Genomic DNA, 22,072 nt, shown 5'->3' with positions numbered 1-22,072 from the left:
GGCGGATCACTCCTGTGTGGTCGAGGTGCTGCTGGAGGTGCTGGTCGGTTGCGGTCCGGTGGAGAGGCGGAGGACGGTCCAGGAGACCGGCGGGAGCAGCGCCTTGAGCACGCCGTCCTCGACGGTCACGTCGGTGAGGGGTCGCGGTACGACGCGGTCCGGCTGCTCCTCGGTGTTGCACGCCGTGGTGTCCGCGTCGGTCAGGGTGGTCGCCTCGACGACCGTGCAGCCGCCGAGGGCCCGGGTCACGGCGCGGAGCTCGACGGGCTCGTCGAGGTTGCGGTTGACGCAGAGCACGGTCACCTCTCCCGACCCCTCGTCGTGGGTCGCGGTCGCCTCCACCCACGGCACGTGGCCGTGCACCGCGTCGTCGTACCCCTCGACGGAGGGGGTCAGGTGGAGCACGGTGCCGCGTGCGTGGCGGGCGGCCTGGGCGAACGGGTGGAAGATCGTCTGCCGCCAGGCACCGCCGCCGGCGCGCGTCATGATCGGGGCGATCACGTTGACCAGCTGGGCCTGACAACCGATGCGGACCCGGTCGGCGTGGCGGAGCAGGGTGATGAGGAGGGAGCCCACGACGACGGCGTCGGTGACGTCGTACACGTCCTCGATGAGGCCGCGGGGGTCGCCGTACCTCAGGTCGTCCTGGCTGGAGAAGCGCGACTGGTACCAGACGTTCCACTCGTCGACCGAGAGGTGGATCTTCTTGCGGGACTTGAGCTTCGCGCCCACGTGGTCGGCGGTGGCCACGATGCCGTCGATCGCCCGGTCGAGGTCGGTGGAGCTGGCGAGGAACGTCGCGGGCTCCTTGTCGAGCGGGTCGTAGTGGAGTGCAGCGAGACGTAGTCGACGAGGTCGTAGCAGTGCTCGAGGACCGTGGCCTCCCACGCCGCGAAGGTCGGCATCTGGCTGTGCGAGCTCCCGCAGGCCACCAGCTCGATCGTCGGGTCGACCATCCGCATGCCACGGGCGGTCTCGGCGGCCAGCCGCGCGTACTCCTCCGGGGTCTTGTGGCCGATCTGCCACGGGCCGTCGAGCTCGTTGCCGAGGCACCAGACCTTGACCCCGTGCGGGGCGGCGTGGCCGTGCCGGCGGCGCAGGTCGGACCACGCGGTGCCGCCCGGCATGTTGGTGTACTCGAGCAGGTCGAGCGCCTCCTGCACCCCGCGGGTGCCGAGGTTGACCGCCATCACCGGCTCCATGCCCACGCCGCGGCTCCACGTGACGAACTCGTCCACCCCGACGGCGTTGGTCTCGAACGCCTTCCAGGCGGTGTCGAGCCGGACCGGTCGCTGGTCGCGCGGGCCGATGCCGTCCTCCCACCGGTAGCCGGAGACGAAGTTCCCTCCGGGGTAGCGCACGACGGTCGGCCCCATCTCGCGGACCAGCGCCGCCACGTCGCCGCGGAAGCCGTCGGCGTCGGCCGTGAGGTGCTCCGGCTCGTAGACCCCGGTGTAGACGCAGCGCCCCATGTGCTCGACGAAGGTCCCGAAGAGTCGGGGGTCCACCGGCCCGATCCGGAAGGTCGGGTCAAGTGTGACGGCGGCCACAATCATGGTTGTTTCTAACCCGTGCTTTACAACGTTGTAAAGAGGTGGTTCCGTGACATGTCATGACGGTTCGGCTCCGGGACGTGGCCGACCGGGCGGGCGTCTCGGTCAAGACGGTCAGCAACGTGGTCCACGGGTACCCACATGTCCGCCCCGAAACCCGTGAGCGGGTCCAGGCCGCCCTCGACGAGCTCGGCTACCGCCCCAACCTGTCGGCCCGCACGCTCAGGCGGGGGCGCTCCGGACTGATCGCACTGGCCCTTCCGGCGCTCGACATCCCCTACTTCGCCGAGCTGGCGGGGGTCACGGTGGCGGCCGCCGCGACCCACGGCTGGACGGTCCTGGTGGACCAGACCGGCGGCGACCCCGACCGCGAGCGCGAGGTCGCCGCCGGGCTCAAGGGCCACCTCATCGACGGGCTCCTGCTGAGCCCGGTCGGGCTCGGGGCCGAGGAGCTGGAGCGCGCGGCGAGCAGCGTCCCGATGGTGCTCCTCGGCGAGCGGATCACCCGGGGCGCGCTCGACCACGTCGCGGTCGACAACGTCGCGGCCGCCCGGGCCGCGACCGAGCACCTGCTGGGGCTCGGCAGGCGGCGGGTGGCCGCGATCGGCTACCAGGAGCCGGAGCGGGCCCTGTCCGGTGTGGCACCGCTGCGGCAGGCCGGCTACGAGGAGGCGATCGCGGCGCGCGGCATGACGGTCGACGCCGCGCTCGCGCCGACGGTCGCGAGCTACGGCCGGACCGAGGGGGCCGAAGCGATGCACCGGCTGCTCGACCTCCCCGAGCCGCCCGACGCGGTCTTCTGCTTCTCCGACGTGCTGGCGCTGGGCGCGCTGCGCACCCTGGCCGTCCGCCGGGTCAGGGTGCCGGAGGAGGTCGCGGTCGTGGGGTTCGACGACATCGAGGACGGGCGGTTCAGCACGCCCTCGCTGACCACGGTCGCCCCGGACAAGGCCGGTATCGCGACCACCGCGCTCGACCTTCTCCGCCACCGGGTCGAGGAGCCACCGCACCCGGCCCGTGACGTCACGGTCGGCTTCGAGCTGGTGGTCCGGGAGTCGACCGGCGGTGCGCCCCCGGCGTAACCCTGCGCCCGGAGGGCGAGATCGACTTCCGCGTCGAGCCAGACCCAAGCGCGAGAAGGGACTTCAGGCGCGGACGGGCTGCTGGCCGGGCGGGGTGGGACGACGCATCTCGTGGTCCCGGAGCCCCTGGGCCAGCCCGGCGACGTACGCCGTGCGGGTGCCGTTCTGCCCGGCCATCGCGAAGTCGAGGTAGAGCCGGGTGACCTCGGGGTCGTCGTACTCCAGCCACGACCGGGTGTCGCTGTCCCGCAGCTTGATGCTGGTGTGCCGGTGGTCGCGGTGACGGAGCTGCTCGACGAGCGGAAGCCACCAGTCGCGGCGCTGCTCGGGGCCGACGAACGCGAAGCGGTGCGTGGTGACGACGAGCTCGCCGTCGGCGCTGCCGAGCGTCACGTCGAGCCGGTCGCTGTCCATCATGTCGGTCAGGTCGGCGCCGACCATGTAGAGCACCTGCTCGTCCGGCAGCGGCTCGAGCCCCTCCAGCACCGGCACCACGGGAGCGGCGCCGTTGGCGATGTCCAGCAAGGTCGTCAGCGCCTCGTGACGACGGCGCCACAGCTCCGAGGCCTCCGCGAAGGCGACCTCCTGCTCGCGACTGATCTCGGCGACGCGGGCCTTCGCCTTGCGTCCCTTGACCTTGCGCACCTTCTCCTTGCGGACCACGCCCAGCGTGCGGCGGCGGTGACGGAGGTAGGCGATGGTGCCTCCCACGGCCGCACCCACCACCGCGAGCGCGGCGAGGACGAGGAGGGCGATCGTCGAGGCGGACATCGGGTCGGCGGCGACGGCCACCTTCACGCGGTCCACGGTCGTACGGTCGAAGGTGTCGGTCGCGGTGACCTCGAGCTCGTAGGAGCCCTCCTCGACGTCCCGCTCGAGAGCCTGGGGCCCGCCGAGCGCGACGTACTTCCCGGACTCGACCACGCGGCCGGCGTCGAGGAGCTCCCAGTCCACGACGGTGTCCTCGTCGGCGGTGATCTCGGCGTCCAACCGGCCCTCGGCGGCGACCGCACGGTCGACGGAGACCGAGAGGTCGGGCGGCGTGGTGTCGACGACGACGGTGGGCAGCTCGACCGTGCCGGTGCGCCCCTGGCGGTCGGTGACCGTCACGGTCGCGTCGTCGTACGTCCCGTCCGCGAGCGGCAGCTCGACCTCGGCCTTGCCCTTGGGCAGCTTGAACCGCAGGTCGGCCTGGCCGGGCACCGCGAGCACCGCGGTCGTGCCCGCCATCGCCTCGACCCGGACCACCTGGACCGAGTCGGTGACCTCGCTCAGCACCTCGGCGTCGACCTCGAGCTCGGGGATCCGGACGACCAGCTGTCGGGTCTCGACGGCGCGGTTGCCGACCTCGTCGACGAGCTCGATGCGGACCGGGTGCCGGCCGTTGGCCAGGTCGAGCACCTGGTCCAGATGACCGTCCTCGGTGGTGCCTTCGTCGACGACCTCGCGGTCGACCAGGAGCCGGTATGCCGCTCCGCCCTCGGTGCGCAGCAGCATGGAGCTGCGCGAGTCGTCGGCGGTGCCGGGGGTGAGCTCGAACCGGCGGATCTTCGGGGCTCGCGCGTCGACGTCGACGGTGACGGTGGCAGCGTCGCTCTCGTTCTTGGCCTTGTCGGTCGCGGTGACGGAGTACTCGTGCTCGCCGTGCCGGGTCCGCCACTTCAGGACCTGCGGCGAGCCGGTGGCCCTGGTGCGCCCGACGACCCGGCCGCCGTCCTCGCGCACGACGACCTTGGCGTCCTTCTCGGCGGTCACGGGGAGCTCGACGGCCCCCTTGGGAGCGACGGTCGCCTCACCCAGCCGGGGAGCAGCAGGCGCCTCGGTGTCCTTCTCCGGCTTCTCCTTCTCGGGCTTGCCGGGCTTGGTCGACGAGTCGTCCTGGTCGCGCTTCCCGCCCTTGTCGTCGCCCGGCTTCTGCTTTCCCGGGGTGGACGGTGTGCGGGTGGAGTCGTCCGGGGCGGAGTACGCCGGCGTGGCCGCACCGGCCGTCCCGAGCAGCACCATCCCTGCTGTGAGCGCCGCACCGACCAGCTGGGCGCGCTTGCGACCCTTCATCCCGACTGCCTTCTCCTCGCGTACGACCGTCTGCACACGGTATCGGCAGGAAACGGATGAAGTTGCGTAAATCGCCTCATTGGTCACTCGGTGACCATGGCCACCCAGGGGCCGCTTCGTAACCGGCCGCGCAGGTCGGCCGTTGGGGAGGCATGCCGCTGCGCACCACGCTGGCCGCCGGGCTCGCCGCCCTGGCCACCCTCGCCGCCACCCAGGTCGTACCCGGCAGCACCGCGGAGGCGGCGCCGCCCCTCCCCGGCCCCGGACACACCCAGCGCGACGGGTGCCTGACCAGCGTCCCCGATCCTGGCACCTCCAGGCCCGTCGAGATCTGCTACACGGTCTTCAAGCCCGCCGGCGCCAGCCGACGTGCCCCGGTCCCGCTGCTGATGCACAGCCACGGCTGGGGCGGGTCACGGGCGACGAAGGTGGCCGACGTGCAGCGGTACCTCGACGCCGGCTACGGCGTGCTCTCCTACGACCAGCGCGGCTGGGGCGAGAGCGGCGGCCACGCCCACGTCGAGAACCCGGCGGTCGAGGGCCACGACGTCCGCGCGCTCGTCGGCGTCGTCGGCAAGCTGCGCTGGGTGCGCCAGGACGGACCGGGCGACCCGCGGATGGGTGCGGTCGGCGGCAGCTACGGCGGCGGCTACCAGCTCCTCGGCGCGTTCGAGGAGCTCCGCACGCGCGGCAAGCCGGTGTTCGACGCGCTCGCCCCCGAGATCACCTGGAACGACCTCAACGACAGCCTCGCGCCGGAGGGCGTGGTCCGCACCGAGTGGGCGCTGGCACTCAGCGCCGCGTCGCTGCCGTTCGACGCGTTGCCGGCCAACGTCTACAAGGCGCTCGTCGAAGGGGCGGCCACGGGTTACTGGCCGGACGGCCGCTTCCCGCTCGGCGAGGACATGGAGACCTTCTTCGACCGCAACGGGCCGTCGTGGCACGTCCGCGACGGCCGCCGCCTCGACATCCCGGTCCTCTTCGGCCAGGGCACCACCGACTCGCTGTTCAACCTCCAGCAGGGGCTGACCAACTGGCGTACGGCGCTCACGCCGCGGGCCCGGAAGCGGAGCATGCTCGTCGGCTACAACGGTGGCCACGTGCTGCCGACCCTGCTCCCCCGTGGCGTCGAGGTCACCTCCGACCCGTGCAGCGAGCGGCTGGGTGGCGGCGACTTCACGGCGCTGTCCCTGAAGTTCTTCGACGAGGTGCTCAAGGGCCGTGACTGGGAGTTGCGCGGCTACGGCAAGGTGCATCTCGCGACCCGCTACAGCACCTGCACGACGGTGCGCTCGGTCGCCCCGGACACCGCGTTCCCGGTGCGCGACGTGGCCACGTCGACGGGCGTCGGGCTGCCGATCGCCGTGGAGGTCGCGAAGGGCCCCCTGCGGATCGCCGGGTCGGCGTACCTCTCGGCGAAGGTGAGTACCCTGCTGCCCGACAGCCGTGCCTTCCTCGGGCTCGCCATCGGCCGGAGCCCGCTGGACGCGACGCTGGTGCAGAACAACGTGATGCCGCTCAACGAGCCGAAGCCGGTCTCCCGCGTCCAGCGCCGCATCGAGCTGCCCGCGGTGGCCGTGGACGTGCCGGAGCACCAGCGGCTGTTCCTGATGGTCAGCCCGATCAGCGACACGTTCCTCGTCATGGGAAGCCGGCTCCCGGGCGCGGTCCGGCTCCAGGACGCGAAGGTCCACCTGTCGGTAGTCGGGTGACGCCTCAGGCGTCGGCGGGCACCTGCGTGCGGGGCGCCTCCGGACGCCCGGCCCGGTGCTCGTCCACGAGCCGCTGCACTCGCTCGACGAAGTGCTCCTTGGCGCCGTGGCGCTCGGCAACGGTGAGGTCGAGGTAGAGCCGCGTCAGCTCGGGGTCGGCGTACTCGAACCCGGTCCACGCGTCGTCGTGCCACCGCTTGACCACGGTCAGGTCGTCACCGTCGTGGCGGAGCTCCTCCACCAGCGCCCGCCACCAGTCGCGCTGCTCGCCGCCGCCGACGAACGCGATGCGCATCGTCGTCACGACGAGCTCGCCGTCGACCGTCACCACCGACTCGGGCCCCTCACCGTGCTCGAAGAGCCGTGCCGGGGCGGTGTAGAGCACCTGCTCGTGCGGGAGCGGCCCGACCTCGGGGAGCTCGATCTCGCCGCCGGGGGCGGCCTCGCCGGTCGCGGCGGCGAGGAGGGTGACGAGCTCCTCGTCGCGGCGGTACCACTCCTCCTCCTCGAGCTCCAGAGCACGCCGCTGCTGCGGGATCGAGGCGACGGCCTTCGCCTTGGAGGTGACGGTCTCGGTGGTCGCGGAGAGCCGCCTGCCGAGCCGCTGCGCCCACACCGGGGGGTGGGTGCGCACCCGGAGCACGGCCGCGACGATCCCACCGACCAGCGCGAGCAGACCCAGCACGACCAGTGCGATCACCCCGTACGGCGTCGCGTCGGCGCCGATCCGGGTGGTGGTCACGTCGGTGGTGGTCCGCTCGAACCCGTCGGTGGCGCTGACGGCGAGCCGGAAGGCACCGGCCTCGACGTCCTCCTCGACGGTCCGGGCCTCGCCGTCCGAGGTGAACGAGCCCTCCTCGACGACCTCGTCGTCGTCGAGCAGCTGCCAGGTGACCTCGTCGCCCTCGTCGGCGGTCACGGTCATCTCCAGCGACCCGCGGGACGCGGCCACGGTGTCGGTGTCGACCTTCAGGCTGGGGGGTGTGGTGTCGACGACCAGATCCGGCACCTCGACGCGCCCGACGCGCCCCTGGCTGTCGCGCACCCGCACGACGCCGCCCTCGTAGGTGCCGTCCTCAAGCCGCAGCTTGAAGTCGCCCGAGCCGTAGCGCATCCGGAGCTTCTGCTTGTCCTCGCCCGGCAGGCGGAAGACCGCGCGTCGTGCGTTGGGGGTGGCCTCCACGGCGAGGACCTGGGTGCCGGTGGTCGGCTCGCTGACCAGCTCCGCGCGGACCGCGAGCTCCTTGACCGCGACGCGCACGGAGTCGGTAGCGGTGCGGGTGTTGCCGACCTTGTCGCGGACCTCGACGGTGACGCCGTGGCGCCCGTTCGGCAGGTCGACGCGCTCGTTGACCCGCGCGGTGCCGGTGGTCCCCTTCTGCAGCACCTTGCCTCCGGAGAGGATGCGGTACGCCGAGCCCGCGTCGGTGGTGAACCGGACGCGGGTGCGGGTGTCCTTCGCGTTGCCGGCCTTGGTGTCGACACGCCTCAGCGCCGGAGGGTTGGCGTCGGCGTACACGGAGAACGTCGCCGAGCGGCTGGCGTTGCCGGCGCCGTCGACGGCGCGGACCGTGTAGACGTGGTTGCCGGTCGAGGTGGTCCAGCCGACCGAGCTGTAGCCCCCCGTGCCGCTGCCGACGGCGACCACGCCGCCGCCCTTGGCGCGGACCACGACGCGGCTGCCGGCCTCGGCGCTCACCGAGACCGAGACGTAGCCGCCGGGACCCGAGTAGGTGCCCCCGACCGCCGGGGTGCCCGGGGGCTGCCGGTCGGGCTTGGCCTTCTTCTTGCCGCCCTTGCCCGGCTTGCCGGGCTTCCCCGGCTTCCCGGGCCGGGCCTGCGCCTCGGAACCGCCGGGGCGGTCAGGCTTGTCGGGGGCCAGCACGGGCGGCTGCGCGTGCGCCGGGGCGACCGTCGCGACAGCACCCAGCATCGGACCGGACGTCATGAGGACGCCGGCCAGCAGGGCGCGTGCTCGGGCTCGCTTCATGCTGTCTTCTCCGTCGCGGGCGGATGAACTGCGCGTCTACCGTAGGGCGGATCCGCGCTCACGTCGAAACGAGCAGAACCGTAGGGTGGACGTATGGCGCAGTTCGACGCGATTCGACCCGAGCACGTCCTACAGGCCATCGAGGAGCACGACCAGATCGGTCGGAGCGCGTTCCTCGCGCGGCACGGGTTCCCGGACGCCACCGGCTTCCTCCTCCGTCACGACGGCCGCGACTACGACTCCAAGGCCGTCCTCGGTGTCGCCCACCGCTACGCCACCGGCACGCCGCTGCGCCCCTCGGACTTCTCCGGCGGCCGCGACGTCGCGGCCCGGCGGCTCAGCGGGCTGGGTTTCGAGGTCGTCACGCCGCTGCGGCTGCGGCCTGACGCCGTGTCCGCCTCGACGGTGGGTCGGGACCACTCGATCGCCACCTGGGCGCTCGCCGCCCGCGGCCGGCTGCTCGAGGCGGCCGGGACCTACCGGGCCACGGTGTCGAGCAGCGAGCTCGCGGAGTACGTGCAGGAGCGGTCGCTGATCCACACCAACCAGCAGCCGCGCTACTGGCTCGGCGACGTCCTGGGCCGGGTCGCCGAGGAGTGCGTCTCCCGCGGCGAGCCGATCCTCGGCGCGCTCTGCATCGACGCGAGCGGCAGCGTCCTCCCGGCCTACGCCGCCACGGTCACCGCGCTTCGCGGCGAACGGGTCGACGACCCCGACGAGCACGCCGCGCACGAGCGGCTCGACTGCCACCGGTACTTCCGCGCACCCCTCCCACCGGACGGCGGCGAGCCGGTGGTCACCCGCCGCGCCCCGGTCCGCCGGGAGCGCGTGACCTCCTCCGCGGCGCCGCGCAAGGCTCGTGCGACGTCGAGTGCGTTCAGCCGTGCCGCATCGCGGTCCCCGGAGGAGGCGACCGCCCGCAAGCAGGCGAAGCCGCTCGCGGTGTGTCCGGTGCACTTCACCCAGCTGCCCGCGACGGGGATCTGCGACCTCTGCGAGTGACCGCCACCGGTCAGCCTCCTCACCGCAGCGACCTGACCAGCGCAGCCCCGGCCACCTCCTTCAGGTAGTCCGGGTCGCCGCAGACGACGAGCTCGTCGCGGGCGCGGCTCAGCCCGACGTAGAGCCGCTCACGCGAGCGCTCGGTCCGTTCCTTCTCGTTGACCGCGAGGACCACGACCCTGCGCTCGAGCCCCTTGAACCCGAGCACGTGGCCGTAGAAGACCTGGTCGTCGTCCCAGAACGTCGCCCAGTAGTGGTCCTGCCCCCGCTCCTGCCGCTCCTTCTGCTCCGGATGGCGGCTGCCGGTGGTCAGCAGCGCGATGTCCTGCGGCCGCCAGTGGTCGAGGAGCTCGTCGACCACGTCGTCCGCCCGGTCGACCGCCTCGCCGGGCGCGCACTCCACCAGCCGCACGTCGGGGCCGTCGCCGCCCTTGAGCCGCATCCGGAACGGCGCCAGGTCGGTGAACGTCTCGCCGATCTGCCGGGTGTTGCGCAGGTTGGTGTCGAGCATCAGCGGTAGCAGGGCCAGCGGCGGACCGCCGTACCGGGCGAAGACGCGCTGGCTCTCGTCGGAGAACACGTAGACGCCGGACTCCTCCTCGCTCCGGAGCGCGCCGAGCAGGGCCGGCCACCAGGTGTCGGAGAAGTCCTGCGCCTCGTCGACCACGACGGCGTCGTAGCGCTGGCCGTCGGGGAGCTGCGCGGCGAGCCCGGTCATGTCCGCCGGGAGCCGGACCTCCCACCCCTCCTTGTCGTCGGTGGTCTCCGGGAGCACCGCGCCCCACCGTTCCCCCAGCGCGTGGAAGGTGCCGACGAAGGCGGGGCGGTGCCGACGGTTCGGGATCGCGGCGATGCTGCGCTCCAGGTACGCCGCGAGGCCGCGCGAGTAGCAGACCAGCGCCACCCGCTGTCCCCGCGCGGAGAGGCGGCGAGCCTGCTCGACCGCGAGCCACGTCTTGCCGCTGCCGGCCCCGCCGCGGACCTCGACCCGGTGGAGCATCCGGACGGCGTCGAGGATCATCCCCTGCTGCTCGGTCAGCTGGTCGGCGCGCTCCTCGCGCTCCCCCGCCTCTGCGATCCGGTCCGCCTGCGGCGGGAACCGCCCGCCGAGCACGTCGCGGAGGTCGAGCAGGTCCCCGGCCGTGGCCGGGGGGTTGCGCTGCTGATCGACGAGCCGGCGCAGCCCGCTGACCATGCCCGACAGGTCGTCGCGGCCGAACACCGCCTCGCGGGCGCAGGTCGGCGTCGCGAAGTCGTCGGGCACGTCGGTGTGCGGGAGCACGACGGCGTGGGTCCACCGGATCCGGCGGCGTTCCCAGCGAGTGTCGGCGTCGACGTAGTCGCGGAGGGCGTAGGTCGCCTGGCGGACCTGCTCGACCGGGTCGATCCGTCTCGTGGAGCCCTTCCACTTCTGGTGCCAGGAACCGTCGGCCAGCCATACCGCGCCGCCCTTCACCTCGAGCGAGACGACGCCGTGCCCGGCGAGCCCGACGAGGATGTCGATCTCACGGTCCTGGCCGCGGCGGGTGATGCGGATGCCGGCACCGAGCAGGTCGTCAGGGCCGAGCTGGTCACGGAGCAGCTCGTGGACGAGCCTCTCGGAGTTGGTCGTGAAGGACGGTTCGTCGTCGAGGAGGCGCGGCACGGCCTCAGCCCCACATGCCGGGGTCGACCTCGTCGAGCGTCGGGTCCGGGACCCGCCGCCGACGTCCCCGCCGCCGGCTCCGCTCGTGCTGCGCCGCCCGCGTCGCCTCGACCTGCCGCTCGACGGTGCGGCGCAGGGCCGCGCGCAGCAACGCGATGAGCCGCACCGCGCGCTCCAGCTCCTCCGCGCAGAGCTCGGCCTCGTCGTCGTCACCCTCGTCGAGGGCGTTTTCCAGCCCGACGCGCCAGGATGCCTCCCGGTCGGTCGCGCGGGACAGCACCTCGAGGATGAGGTCGCGGTCGTCCTCGCAGAGACCGGCGGCGAGCACCGGGTCGACCTCGCCCGGGGACTCCGTGTCGAGCTCGTGGAGGACCCGCAGGACGGCCACGTAGGGGCTGGACCGCTCGGGCTCCGGGTCCTCCGCCGGTGCCGCACCGACCTCGGGGCTCGCCTCGATCACCGTCCGGCCACCGAGCCGCACCGCCAGGTCCGGGGCCACCTGGTCGAGCACCCCGATGGTCATCGCGAGCGCCGACCGCAGCTGGTCACCGACGAACGGCCATGCAGGCAGCTCGACGGAAGCCATCACGCTCTGGCCGGTCCACACGAACTTGACCAGCCGGGTGTCGCGGTTGAGCACTCCGACCTCGAACGCGGCCCGCTCGGGGTGCTCGACGTCGCGCACGACGAGGGCGAACATCCGCACCACGGGCACCTCGTCGAGGACCCGGACGAACACGACCGTGCTGTCCAGGACGACGGGGATGTCCCCGTCCTCGTCGTGCTCCGGCGAGTGGCCGAGGAACGGCACCAGCGCCGCGTCGACCAACGACTGCAGGTGGTCACGGCCCCCGGGGTACGCCACCTCCGGCCCCTCGCCTTCCTCTCCCGGCTCGGTGACCTCCGGCTCGGGGAGCGTCAGGGCGCCGACGTCGAGGAACGCGGGGTGCACGACGCCGTACACGTCCCGCAGGGCACGGACCGCCATCTCCGCCGCCCGGTCCGCGCAACCGCGGTCGAGGTCGACGTAGAAGTTGGCCGAGCCTCCGTCCGGACCGTCCTCCGGACCGTGGCTGGGCGCCTCGTAGCCGAGCGCCAGCAAGGTCGCCTCGCCCTCGTCGTCCAGCCTCACCGCGGGCGCGAGGTAGTGGTTGCTCACCGCCTCGAGCCGCACCTGGTCGTCGCCCCAGCCGCAGAGCTGGACGTAGGGTGCGGCGCCGTCCTCCTGGTCGTCCTGCCACTCGACCTCGATCAACAACAGGTCGTCGTCGTCCATCGCGGCGACGTGGTCCGCGAGCCTCGCGCGGAACTGCCGCCATCCCGCGGTCGTGCTCCCCTCCAGCGTGTCGTCCCCGTTCATGCCGGCCCCCCTTCGTCAGACCCCCACCGGTGAGAACCACGGTAGAGGTGACCGCCGACACTTTTCGGCGGACCGCCGGAACGGCCCGGAGCTCAGAGGTGGTCGGGCACCGTGAGCGCGTCGGGGTCGCTCCGCGGGGGCAGCTGCGCCAACGCGGCCTTCACCAGGGCGACGCGCGCGGCGACCGTGACCTTGCGACGCATCCGCCCGCCTGAGTCCTCCATCCGCTCCTCGACGGCCGCCGTGATCTGCTCGTCGGTGAACGTCGGCCGCGTGCCCGGCTCCACGTCGACGTCGGGCAGTGCGACGAGGATCGGCAGCAGCTGCCCCCCGAGGCCGTCGAGGAGCTGGAACCGTTGCAGGCGGTCCATCTCGTCCCACACGGTGTCGATGTCGACCTTGCCCTTGCGGACGTCCTTCCGCTGCGAGGCCAGCACCGTCTTGGCGGCGGCGTGCAAGGCTGCGGTCAGCTCGTGCTCGGTGAAGCGCATGCGGCCAAGCATGCCGCGCTCTCGACGCCGCTCGAAGACGCCTCCCTGCGCGGGTGAGGCGAAGGCCACACGGCTCGAACGTCAGGACCGTTGCGGTTCCGTCGATTGGGGCTCCCAGCGCCGCCGCACCCGGCGGGGCGTCGTCAGAGGCTCCAGCTCCCTGTGCGAGATCCGCGCGAGCGAGCCCTTCCCCTGAAAGGTACTTCCGCATGACCCGGCCACTTCGAGCCGTCTTCTCGCTGTCCGCCATGGCGGTCGGCTCCTCCGTCCTGTTGCTCCCGCCGGCGTCAACGGTCGAGCACCAGTCCACCGTTCCAGCCTCGTGGCACCGCGCCGTCGCCTCCGCAGCGGCGGACCGGGCCGCCGGGACCGTCCAGGCGCGCCGGCCTTCGCGGGCGAAGGACACCGACCGCGACGGCCTGTCCGACGCCGCCGAGCGGCGCAAGTGGCGGACGAACCCGCGGGTCGGCGACACCGACGGCGACAAGCTGTGGGACGGCCGCGAGGTGCTGCGCGAGCGGACCGACCCGCGCAAGCCCGACACCGACCGCGACGGACTCCGGGACGGCCGTGAGGTCCGGCGGCACCGCACCAACCCGCTGAAGGCGGACAGCGACGGCGACGGTCTCTCCGACCGCCGCGAGCTGAAGCAGCACCGGACCGACCCGCTCGGCACGGACAGCGACCTCGACGGGCTCGGCGACGGCCTGGAGGTCCTCACCCTGCGCACCAAGCCGAAGGTGGTCGACACGGACCGCGACGGGCTGGGCGACGGCGTGGAGGTGCACCAGCACGGCACGTCACCGACGAAGTCCGACACCGACGCCGACGCGCTCTCCGACCGTGCCGAGCTCCTTCGGCACGACACCGATCCCAAGCGGGCCGACAGCGACGGCGACGGGCTCCGCGACGGCGCAGAGGTGCTGACGCACCTCACCGACCCGCTCGAGCGGGACAGCGACGGCGACGGGCTGACCGACGGCGTCGAGGTCGATGTGCACGGTTCCCGCCCGACGAACGTCGACAGCGACGGCGACACCCTCCACGACGCCGTGGAGGTCGACGACCACGGCACGGACCCGACGTCGACGGACACCGACATGGATGGCCTCGGTGACGCGGAAGAGCTCGCTACGCACGGCACCGACCCCTTGTCGAAGGACTCCGACGGCGACGGGCTCGACGACCACGCCGAGCTGCGCGACCACGACACCGACCCGCTCGCGACCGACTCCGACGCCGACGGGATCGACGACTTCACGGAGATCGAGCAGGGCTTCGACGCCCGCGTGCGCGACACGGACGAGGACGGCCTGGACGACGGCGACGAGGTCGACCACTACGGCACCGACCCGCTGTCGAAGGACACCGACGGCGACGGCCTCAGCGACTGGGCCGAGGTGACCGAGCGCCACACCGTCCCGACCGACACCGACAGCGACGACGACGGTCTGTCCGACTCGGCGGAGCTGGACCGGGCCACCGACCCCAACCGGCGCGACAGCGACTCGGACGGTGTTGACGACGGCGCCGAAGTCCACACGTACAACAGCAACCCGCTGCTTGTTGACACGGATGGGGACCGCGTCGCGGATGGTGAAGAGGTATCCGCGGGCACCAATCTCTTGGCGGCTGACACGGACGAGGACGGGCTGAACGACGGTGCTGAACTCAACACATTCAACACGGACCCCACCAAGAGCGATTCCGACGACGACGGACTCGACGACCGCGAAGAAGTCCTCCACCGCACTACTGATCCCTCGGCGTTCGATTCCGACGGTGACGGGCTCGGCGATGGACACGAGGTCCAGCTGGGCACGGACCCGAAGGACGTCGACTCAGATGGTGATGGGCTGACTGACGGCAACGAGTTGGATCTACACAACACCAATCCGAAGGATGTAGATAGCGACGACGACGGCCTGACAGATGGATCCGAAATTGCAGCGGGAACCGATCCTCACTCAGCTGACAGCGATGCAGATCGCCTCGAGGATGGGCAGGAGGTCCACTTGGTCGGAACTTCACCGCTCGTGAAGGACAACGATGGCGACGGGTTGTCCGACGGCGACGAGGTCGAGGAATGGTTCACGGATCCCAAGAAAGCAGACACCGACGACGACGGCGTGAACGACTACGTCGAGCTGATGGTCAACGGGACGGACCCGCGCACGCCGGACCAGACGCCGTGACCGTCCGCTGAGCGGCTGCAGCACCGGGGCCCCGCACGTCAATGACGTGCGGGGTCCTCCATGTAGGGCGCCGGCGCCAAGAACTCACGCGACCTCGACCAACAGCTGCCTGAGCTGGACGTCGCCGCGGACGAGTCTTCGGGTGCGTGGAGGCTCGGGCGGTCTGCTCCGGTAGCGATGCCCGGTGGGCGTGGTCGTGATGACCTCACGCCCAGCGCCACCTGAGGCACGGGCCCGCCATCCCCACCCTTGCTTGGCGTAGTTGCACGCCTCGCACAGCCCCTGCCCGTTGTCCGCCGACGTCGCGCCGCCCTCCTCGACGGGGACCACGTGGTCGCCGTGCCGCACCGGCGCATCGCACCACGGCGTCCGGCAGAGCTCGTCACGGAGCACCAGGAGCTTGCGCAGCCCACCGTCGAACTCGCGCCGGCGGGAGTCCATCGCCACGAGCTGTCCGCCCTGGAGGTAGAGCCGGCGCACCCACGCTGCGGCTGCCTCCTCGCCCTTCAGGAGCAGCCTCCGAGCCAGCTCCGCAGGGATCGTGCCGTGCCCCTCCAGCCGGGCCGGCTCGTCCCGCGCGTCCCCGGTGTTGAGAAGCGCCTGGTCCGTCATGACGAGGTTGACCTCGACCGGCACCGCGGCCGCCGACGACTGCCCGGTGACCCGCTCCACGAGGGTGTCCGCCATGATCTGGCCGCGGCTACGCTCGTCGCCCTGGGCTCGGGCCGAGTCCGCATGGCGCTTCAGGCTCGCGAGCACCGCGACACCCTGCGCCACCGGGAGGAGACCGGTCAGGTAAGTCATCGTGTCGGGCGCCGGACGCAGCGTCACCGTCCGGTCCTGCTCCGCCCGTCGACAACGCGCGAGGTAGCCGTGCGGATCGAGCCGGTAGGCACGCTTCTTCGTCTCGCTCTCGATCCGTCGGTCGCCCCATCCCTCGAGGTGGGGTGCCAGCTCCTCGTCAATCGTCTCGCGGTGCTCGCGGCTCAGCCACGCCGTCTCCCGGGCGACGATCTGCGCCCTCCACTCGGAGATCCGACCTTCGCTCAGGGCGGTGAAGGTCCGAGGCAGCTCGTTGGTCAGCACGCGCGACCAGCCGACGTACCGCCGCGTCCGTGCCGGTGACTCCCGCTTCGCCAACGCCACCTGGGCGACCACGCCCTTGCCGACGTCCTTCGCCGGCACCCCTGCGTGGCGCTGGGCCGCCTCCTGGGAGGTCACGAAGGCGGTCGTCACCCGTGCCTGCGCGGCCGCGGCGGCGGACTTGAGCTCTTCGAGGAGCCGGATCTGGTCGATCCGCTCGGCATCGTCGACGGAGGTGTCCAGCCGGGCAAGCGCACCCACGACCTCCGCCAGCTGCGCGGTGCTGAGCTCGGCTCCCTCGAACATGTGTTCGAGGCTAGTGCACCGCTCCGGCAGAACGTGGTTATCGCGCCGAGATATCGCCGCTCAGCCCGATGAAGGCCCCCAGCTCGAGCACTCCCTTCGGCGACCTGGGCAGGTAGGAGGTCAGCTCCTTCGACCGGACCAGCACCGCGAGCCACTGCGCGCGGGAGATCGCCACGTTGACCCGGTTGCGGCTCAGCAGGAACCCCATCCCCCGCGGCACCTCGGCCGCAGAAGCCGCGGTCATCGACACGATCACGACCGGAGCCTCCTGACCCTGGAACTTGTCGACGGTGCCGACGCGCACCCCTGGCAACCCCGCCTCGCGCAGCCGTTGCCTGACCAGCTGCACCTGCGCGTTGTACGGCGCGACGACGAGCACGTCCTCCGGGGCAAGTGGACGGTCGGCCGGGTCGCACCCCGGGTCGTGCCAGCTCCTCCCGACCAGCGACCGCACCTCCTCGACCACCGCGAGCGCCTCTTCCTCCGACTCCACCGAGGTGCCGGAGACACCCGCCACGCACACGGTGCGGAGGCCGGGAGCGACGCCCTCGAGCCGGCGCGCCGCCGTCGCAGGTGCGGAGCGCAGCTCGCCGGCGTAGGACAACGTCGAGACCTTCTCGCACAGCGCCGGGTGCATCCGCCAGGTCATCTCGAGGAAGTAGCCGAGCTCCTGGGGAAGCGTGTCCGCCCCGTGCATCACCCACCGCAGCGCCGACACGAAGACCGGCTCGTCGTGGGTGCCCTTGCTGACCTGGGGCAGCTGCTGCGGGTCGCCGAGGAGCAGGAGCCGCTTCGCCGCGACGGAGACCGCCACCGTGTTGGCGAGCGCGAACTGCCCCGCCTCGTCGATCACCAGCAGGTCGAGCGACCCCCTGGCCACCGACTTGTCGGAGGTGAACGTCCAAGCCGTCCCGCCCAGCACGCACCCGGTCCCGTCGTGCTCCTCCAGGAACGCCGCGTGGGTCCGCCCCTGCTTGCCGTCGAGTTCGACCCAGACGGCGCCATCGGTCTTCGTGCCCTTCTTGCCGATCCTCGAAGGGTCGAGGCCCGCCTTGCAGACCGCGGAAAGCATGTTCTCCACGACCGCGTGCGACTGCGCCACCACGCCGATCCGCCACCCGTGCTGCTCGACGAGCTCCTTCACCACCCTGGACCCCGTCCAGGTCTTCCCGGTCCCCGGCGGCCCCTGCACGGGCACGTACGACCGGTCGAGGTCGAGCAGAGTCGCGACGAGGTCGTTGATCGCATGACCGGTGTGCGGCAGGGCAGCCATGGAACGCAACCGCGGGGGCCGTCTCCGCAGCACGTCGAGCGCCGGGTGCTCCGGAAGCGACGGTGACGCGAGCACCTGCCGTGCCACCTCCGTGATCGCGCCCGTGATCGAAGCGTCGTTGGGCGGCGACGCCGGCACCAGCGCGACCGGCACGGCGGCGTGGCCCTCCGCGCCGCGGGCGAGCTTCTCGGTGAGGACGACGTCGTCCTGGTCCTCCTCCGACACCTCGATCTCCCGGTCGCCGTAGTAGCCGTAGTCGCACTTCTCCGGGACCGTCGCGCCCTCCGGGCACGGGACGCGGTAGACGACACCGGCCCGCTCCCCCGGCGTGCTCCCCGGTCCCCACGCCCCGCGGAGCCGCAACCGGCGGTGCAGCACCTGCCTGCCCTCGGGGACGTGCCAGTCCTCCAGGACCACGACGCCCTCGACCCGGTAGACGTCGCGGTCCGGCCGCCAGTCGTCGAGATCGGGGGTGGCGAGCCGGTTGAAGTGCTCCCACCAGTGGGGCAGCGACTCGCGACGGTGGTAGCCGATCGCCGATGCAAGCATCGCGTGGACCTGCTCGTCGGCGGTGCGCTGCGTCCGGTCGTCCGGCCCGGAGCGTGCGCGCAGCGCCGCGACGACGCGGTCACGTTCCTCGGCGGCGCGGGCCCGCTCGTCGTCACCCGACGGCCCAGCCGGGACCGCAGCGGGGACCGGCGCAGTGACGACCGGAGCGGGAACCGGCGTGATCCCCTGCTCGGCGGCCAGCCGGGCCAGCCAGTCGCGCAGCTCGAGCGTGGACACGCAGTCGTAGCGGTTGTAGCTCTCGAGCGCGGCCAGCTTGTCGTCGGCCTCGGCGACGAGGCCGCGGGCCCGGAGCGCCCGCGACTCGTGGTACTCCGCCACCGACGCGTCACCGGCTGCCACCGCCATCCCGGCACGCGTCTCCGCGCCCATGTACAGCGGCTCCAGCTTCTTGATGCTGTACGACGGTTGCGAGACCCGCACCGAGGAGCGCACCACGGAGTACAGGTCCACGAACACCGCCGACCGCAGCAGCTCGTCGAGCTCGGACTGCTTGGTCGCGTAGCGGCCGGCCAACCGCTTCAGGGCCGCGGTCTCGTAGGGGGCGTAGTGGTAGACGTGCATCCCCGGGTGCTTCGCCCGCCGCTCGGCGACGTACTCCATGAACTCGACGAACGCCTTGCGCTCTTCCCGCCGGTCGTGGGCCCACCAGCGGACGAACTCGGGCGGCCTCCCGTCGACCGGCGCCTCGATGACGCCCCAGAGGTACTCCAGCCCCCAGACCGCCGGATCCGCCTCCCGGTAGAGCGGGTCGCCCTCGAAGTCGAAGAAGATGTCGCCCTCAGACGGTTCCGGGAGCCGCGCCAGCGCCGCTCCGCCGTCGACGAGCTCGTGGAGCACGACCGGCTCCTCGCCCGGGGCCGTCGCGGCGAGCTGCCGGGCCTGCAGCCGCGCCTGCGCAACGAGCTTGTCGAAGGTCGCCCGCACCATCCCCTCGGGCGGCTCCTCCATCGCCACCAGGCCGTCGAGCGTGGTCACGCCGGCGTCCCGCAGGAGGGTGCGCTGCGACATCCGCATCCCTGCCACGAGCAGCAGGTCGCGGTGCTCCTCCACCGCGTGCTGGCAGTCCGCGCACCGTCCGCAGGCGAGGTGGCCGGGCGCGCCCCACTCCACCGGCCCCGCGTCGCGGTGCGCGTCGAGGAGGGACCGCAACCGGGCCCGCCGCTCGCGGAACACCGGCAACACGTCGACGAGCGGGAACACGTCCTCGCTGCCGTCGCCGAGCAGCAACCGCGCCACCCGCGCCAGAGGGAGTCCGGCCGCCGCGACCTGGTCGGCGTAGGCGCCGAGCTGCAGCAGCGCCGTGGGCCGGGCCTGGCGGGCGAGCTTGGCGTCGCTGACCACCCACCCCTCGTCGGTGGAGACGAGGAAGTCGGCGAAGCCGACGAGCTCGCCGTCGAAGAACCCTGCCTGGTAGACGACGTCGGCCCCGCTGCGCAGCGCCGTCAGGGTCCGCTGGTGCATGGCGGCGAGCTCGTCCGCCGACCAGCCGGTGGGCCGCGGGAGCTCGACGAACCGGGCAGCCCCGCTCTCGAGCTGCTCGCGCACCTCGCGCTCGTGGAGGTCACCGACGCGGGCGACCTGCACGCGAAGCGGGTCGACGTCGTCCGGTCGTGCACACCCCCGGCCGAGCAGCTCGTCGAGCGCGCGGAGCACGGAGAACTCGCACGTCGCGGCGGCGGTCAGGTCGCTGGGGCTCCAGCAGATCCGTCCGTCGACCAGTCTCATCGGCACCCCGTCCTCTCCTTGCCGTGCACGCTAGTACCCCCCACCGACAGCCCCGGGTGTCCTGCACGGGACCCTCGGCGCCACGTGCCACAGTTGCGCCCTCAACCGTCACGGGAGGAGCAGGGGTGCGACGACGCCGGTCAGCCGACGACAGCCCGAAGCGGTCGGGGTGGCGACGGTGGGCCCGCCGCCTCGGGGTCGGGCTGCTCGTCGTGGTGGTGCTCCTCGGCTGCGTCTACTGGGCGCTGCCGAAGGGGCCTCGCGACCCCATGGACTTCGACAGCCCCAAGGGCGAGAGCCGCCCGCTCGCCACCGGCCGCGACTACGCCGTGGTGGCCGGCACACCCTGGGCTGCCGAGGCGATGCGGGACGTCCTCGAGCGCGGCGGCAACGCCGCCGACGCCGCCGTCGCCGGCCTGCTGGCGCTCAACGTGACGTTCGGCGAGGCGGCGAGCTTCCCCGGGGTCGCTCCCCTGCTCCACCGCGACGGCCGCACCGGTGAGGTGCGCAGCTACACCGGAGCGGGGACCGCACCCGCGGGCGCGACGCTCGAGAAGTTCCGGGACCGCGGGTGGGAGACCGTCCCCGAGCGCGACATCTGGGCGCAGCTCCTGCCGGCGTCCCCGGACGTGCTCGTCTCCCTCCTCGCCGACCGCGGCACGATGACCTTCGGCGAGCTGGCGCAACCGGCGATCGACCTCGCGCGTGACGGCTTCCCGGTCCACGCGGTGATGGCCTCCAACCTGGACTTCTCGCTCGTGGAACGGATCGGGTTCCAGTTCGTCCTCCCGGAGAACGCGAAGGTCTACACGAAGGGCGAGTGGTGGCGCCCGATCCACGTCGGCGACCGGTTCAAGCGGCCCGACCTCGCCGAGACCTTCGAACGGCTCGCGGCTGCCGAGGCCGAGGCGCTTGCCGACGGTGGCGGCCGCGAGGCCGGGCTGGAGGCAGTCCGCGACTACTTCTACGAGGGGCCGATCGCCGAGCAGATCCTCACGCTGCACGAGGAGGAGGACGGCCTCTTCACCGCCGAGGACCTCGCCACCTACGAAGGCGGCTGGGAGGAGCCGGTCGTCGGCACCTTCCGCGGCCACCGCATCCTCACCAACCGCACGTGGAGCCAGGGGATCGTCGTGCCCATGGTCCTCAAGATCCTGGAGGACGTCGACCTCGAGGCGATGGGCCGCGACTCCGCGCAGTACGTCCACACCGTGCTCCAGGCGATCGACCTGGCGATGGCCGACCGTGAGCAGTACGTCGGGGACGAGGAGTTCGTCGACGTACCGGTCGAGCAGCTGCTGTCCGACGAGCACGCGCAGCAACGGCGCCTGGAGATGGGTGACGAGGCGTACGACGGGATGCCCGACGCGGGTGAGGTGGGCACCCAGGACCCGGACCCCCTGGTCGGCAAGGACACCACGCACCTCGCCGTCGTCGACGCCGACGGCAACTCGGTGACGCTCACCCCGAGCGACTTCCCGCTGACGCCTATGGTCCCGGGCACCGGGCTCAACCTCGGCAACCGGATGACGCAGTTTCGTCTCGACGCCGACAGCCCGGCCGCGCTCGAGCCGGGCAAGCGGCCGCGGATCACGCCGCACGCCGTCATGGTCGAGGAGAAGGACGGCGGCTGGATCTCGATGGGCACCCCGGGCGGCGACGTGCAGGCGCAGACCAACGTGCAGGTGCTGCTCGACATCCTCGTCTTCGGCATGAACCCCCAGGAGGCGGTGGAGGCACCCCGGTTCCGCTCGCTGAACTTCCCGAGCTCGTTCGCCCCGCACGAGATCGAGCCGCGCACCGTCGAGCTCGAGGGCGAGCTGTACGACGCCCTCCACGCCGACCTCGAGGAGCGCGGCTACACGGTCCGGAAGGTCGACCGCTGGGACCACGTCATGGGCGGCGTCGGCATCGTCCGGACCCGGCCCGGCGGGCGGATCGAGGCCGGCGCCGACCCGCACGAGAGCACCACCGCCTTCGTCCGCTGACGACCGCGAGGGTGTCGCCGGGCGCACCACCGCCCTACCGTG

The 22,072-nt window shown here is 72.3% G+C and carries 14 protein-coding genes; 5 read left to right on the top strand and 9 right to left on the bottom strand.

What is annotated here, in order from left to right; all coding sequences use genetic code 11:
* Positions 1–6 precede the first annotated feature (6 nt).
* Both FIP57_RS24400 and FIP57_RS24395 read right to left on the bottom strand, forming a co-directional pair.
* Entirely contained in the window at positions 7–732 is a 726-nt protein-coding gene (locus tag FIP57_RS24400) for an alpha-L-arabinofuranosidase C-terminal domain-containing protein (RefSeq protein WP_338039882.1), read from the bottom strand.
* Positions 636–1,556 carry a hypothetical protein gene (locus tag FIP57_RS24395; protein ID WP_338039881.1) on the bottom strand — a complete coding sequence of 307 codons (921 nt, stop codon included), beginning with the start codon at positions 1,554–1,556 and terminating at the stop codon, positions 636–638. Before FIP57_RS24395 ends, FIP57_RS24400 begins: the two co-directional genes overlap by 97 nt.
* Positions 1,557–1,612: 56 nt before the next feature.
* Between FIP57_RS24395 and FIP57_RS03345 the strand changes: the two genes are divergently transcribed.
* Complete coding sequence (locus tag FIP57_RS03345) at positions 1,613–2,635, top strand: LacI family DNA-binding transcriptional regulator (protein WP_148571994.1); 1,023 nt, start codon at positions 1,613–1,615, stop codon at positions 2,633–2,635.
* Between the two features lie 63 nt (positions 2,636–2,698).
* On the opposite strand, the gene FIP57_RS03340 is transcribed toward FIP57_RS03345, so the two are convergent.
* Entirely contained in the window at positions 2,699–4,690 is a 1,992-nt protein-coding gene (locus FIP57_RS03340; RefSeq protein ID WP_148571993.1) for a hypothetical protein, read from the bottom strand.
* A gap of 152 nt (positions 4,691–4,842) precedes the next feature.
* On the opposite strand from FIP57_RS03340, the gene FIP57_RS03335 reads away from it, so the two are divergent.
* Positions 4,843–6,402 (top strand): alpha/beta fold hydrolase, encoded by a 1,560-nt coding sequence (locus tag FIP57_RS03335; protein ID WP_148571991.1) that lies wholly within the window; start codon positions 4,843–4,845, stop codon positions 6,400–6,402.
* Between the two features lie 4 nt (positions 6,403–6,406).
* Here FIP57_RS03335 and FIP57_RS03330 read toward each other — a convergent pair whose 3' ends face one another.
* Positions 6,407–8,392: a hypothetical protein gene (locus FIP57_RS03330; protein WP_148571988.1), complete on the bottom strand. Its 1,986-nt coding sequence runs from the start codon at positions 8,390–8,392 to the stop codon at positions 6,407–6,409.
* 93 nt (positions 8,393–8,485) lie between these two features.
* On the opposite strand from FIP57_RS03330, the gene FIP57_RS23535 reads away from it, so the two are divergent.
* Complete coding sequence (locus FIP57_RS23535; RefSeq protein WP_203231033.1) at positions 8,486–9,394, top strand: ScoMcrA-related endonuclease; 909 nt, start codon at positions 8,486–8,488, stop codon at positions 9,392–9,394.
* A 19-nt stretch (positions 9,395–9,413) separates the two neighbouring features.
* On the opposite strand, the gene FIP57_RS03320 is transcribed toward FIP57_RS23535, so the two are convergent.
* From FIP57_RS03320 to FIP57_RS03310, 3 genes are all read right to left on the bottom strand, one after another.
* Positions 9,414–11,039 carry an ATP-binding domain-containing protein gene (locus FIP57_RS03320; protein ID WP_148571986.1) on the bottom strand — a complete coding sequence of 542 codons (1,626 nt, stop codon included), beginning with the start codon at positions 11,037–11,039 and terminating at the stop codon, positions 9,414–9,416.
* 4 nt (positions 11,040–11,043) lie between these two features.
* Positions 11,044–12,399 (bottom strand): T3SS (YopN, CesT) and YbjN peptide-binding chaperone 1, encoded by a 1,356-nt coding sequence (locus FIP57_RS03315; protein WP_148571984.1) that lies wholly within the window; start codon positions 12,397–12,399, stop codon positions 11,044–11,046.
* A 92-nt stretch (positions 12,400–12,491) separates the two neighbouring features.
* Positions 12,492–12,890, bottom strand: coding sequence for a hypothetical protein (locus tag FIP57_RS03310; RefSeq protein ID WP_148571982.1), 399 nt, complete (start codon positions 12,888–12,890; stop codon positions 12,492–12,494).
* A gap of 506 nt (positions 12,891–13,396) precedes the next feature.
* On the opposite strand from FIP57_RS03310, the gene FIP57_RS03305 reads away from it, so the two are divergent.
* Positions 13,397–15,085, top strand: coding sequence for a hypothetical protein (locus tag FIP57_RS03305; RefSeq protein ID WP_148571980.1), 1,689 nt, complete (start codon positions 13,397–13,399; stop codon positions 15,083–15,085).
* Positions 15,086–15,169: 84 nt separating this feature from the next.
* Here the strand turns inward: FIP57_RS03305 and FIP57_RS03300 are convergent, their stop codons facing one another.
* Together FIP57_RS03300 and FIP57_RS03295 are read right to left on the bottom strand one after the other, a co-directional pair.
* Positions 15,170–16,474, bottom strand: coding sequence for an HNH endonuclease (locus tag FIP57_RS03300; protein WP_148571977.1), 1,305 nt, complete (start codon positions 16,472–16,474; stop codon positions 15,170–15,172).
* 37 nt (positions 16,475–16,511) lie between these two features.
* A complete protein-coding gene (locus FIP57_RS03295) occupies positions 16,512–20,042 on the bottom strand; it encodes a TM0106 family RecB-like putative nuclease (RefSeq protein ID WP_148571975.1) in 3,531 nt (1,176 codons plus the stop codon).
* 125 nt (positions 20,043–20,167) lie between these two features.
* Here FIP57_RS03295 and FIP57_RS03290 point away from each other — a divergent pair, with 125 nt between their 5' ends.
* Positions 20,168–22,030 carry a gamma-glutamyltransferase family protein gene (locus FIP57_RS03290; RefSeq protein ID WP_203231032.1) on the top strand — a complete coding sequence of 621 codons (1,863 nt, stop codon included), beginning with the start codon at positions 20,168–20,170 and terminating at the stop codon, positions 22,028–22,030.
* The last annotated feature ends 42 nt before the right edge of the window (positions 22,031–22,072 follow it).

The organism is Nocardioides caldifontis (genome assembly GCF_008087345.1).
GTDB lineage: Bacteria > Actinomycetota > Actinomycetes > Propionibacteriales > Nocardioidaceae > Marmoricola_A > Marmoricola_A caldifontis.
The sequence above is the reverse complement of the archived record's forward strand: the minus strand, read 5'-3'. Positions and strand labels throughout refer to the sequence as shown.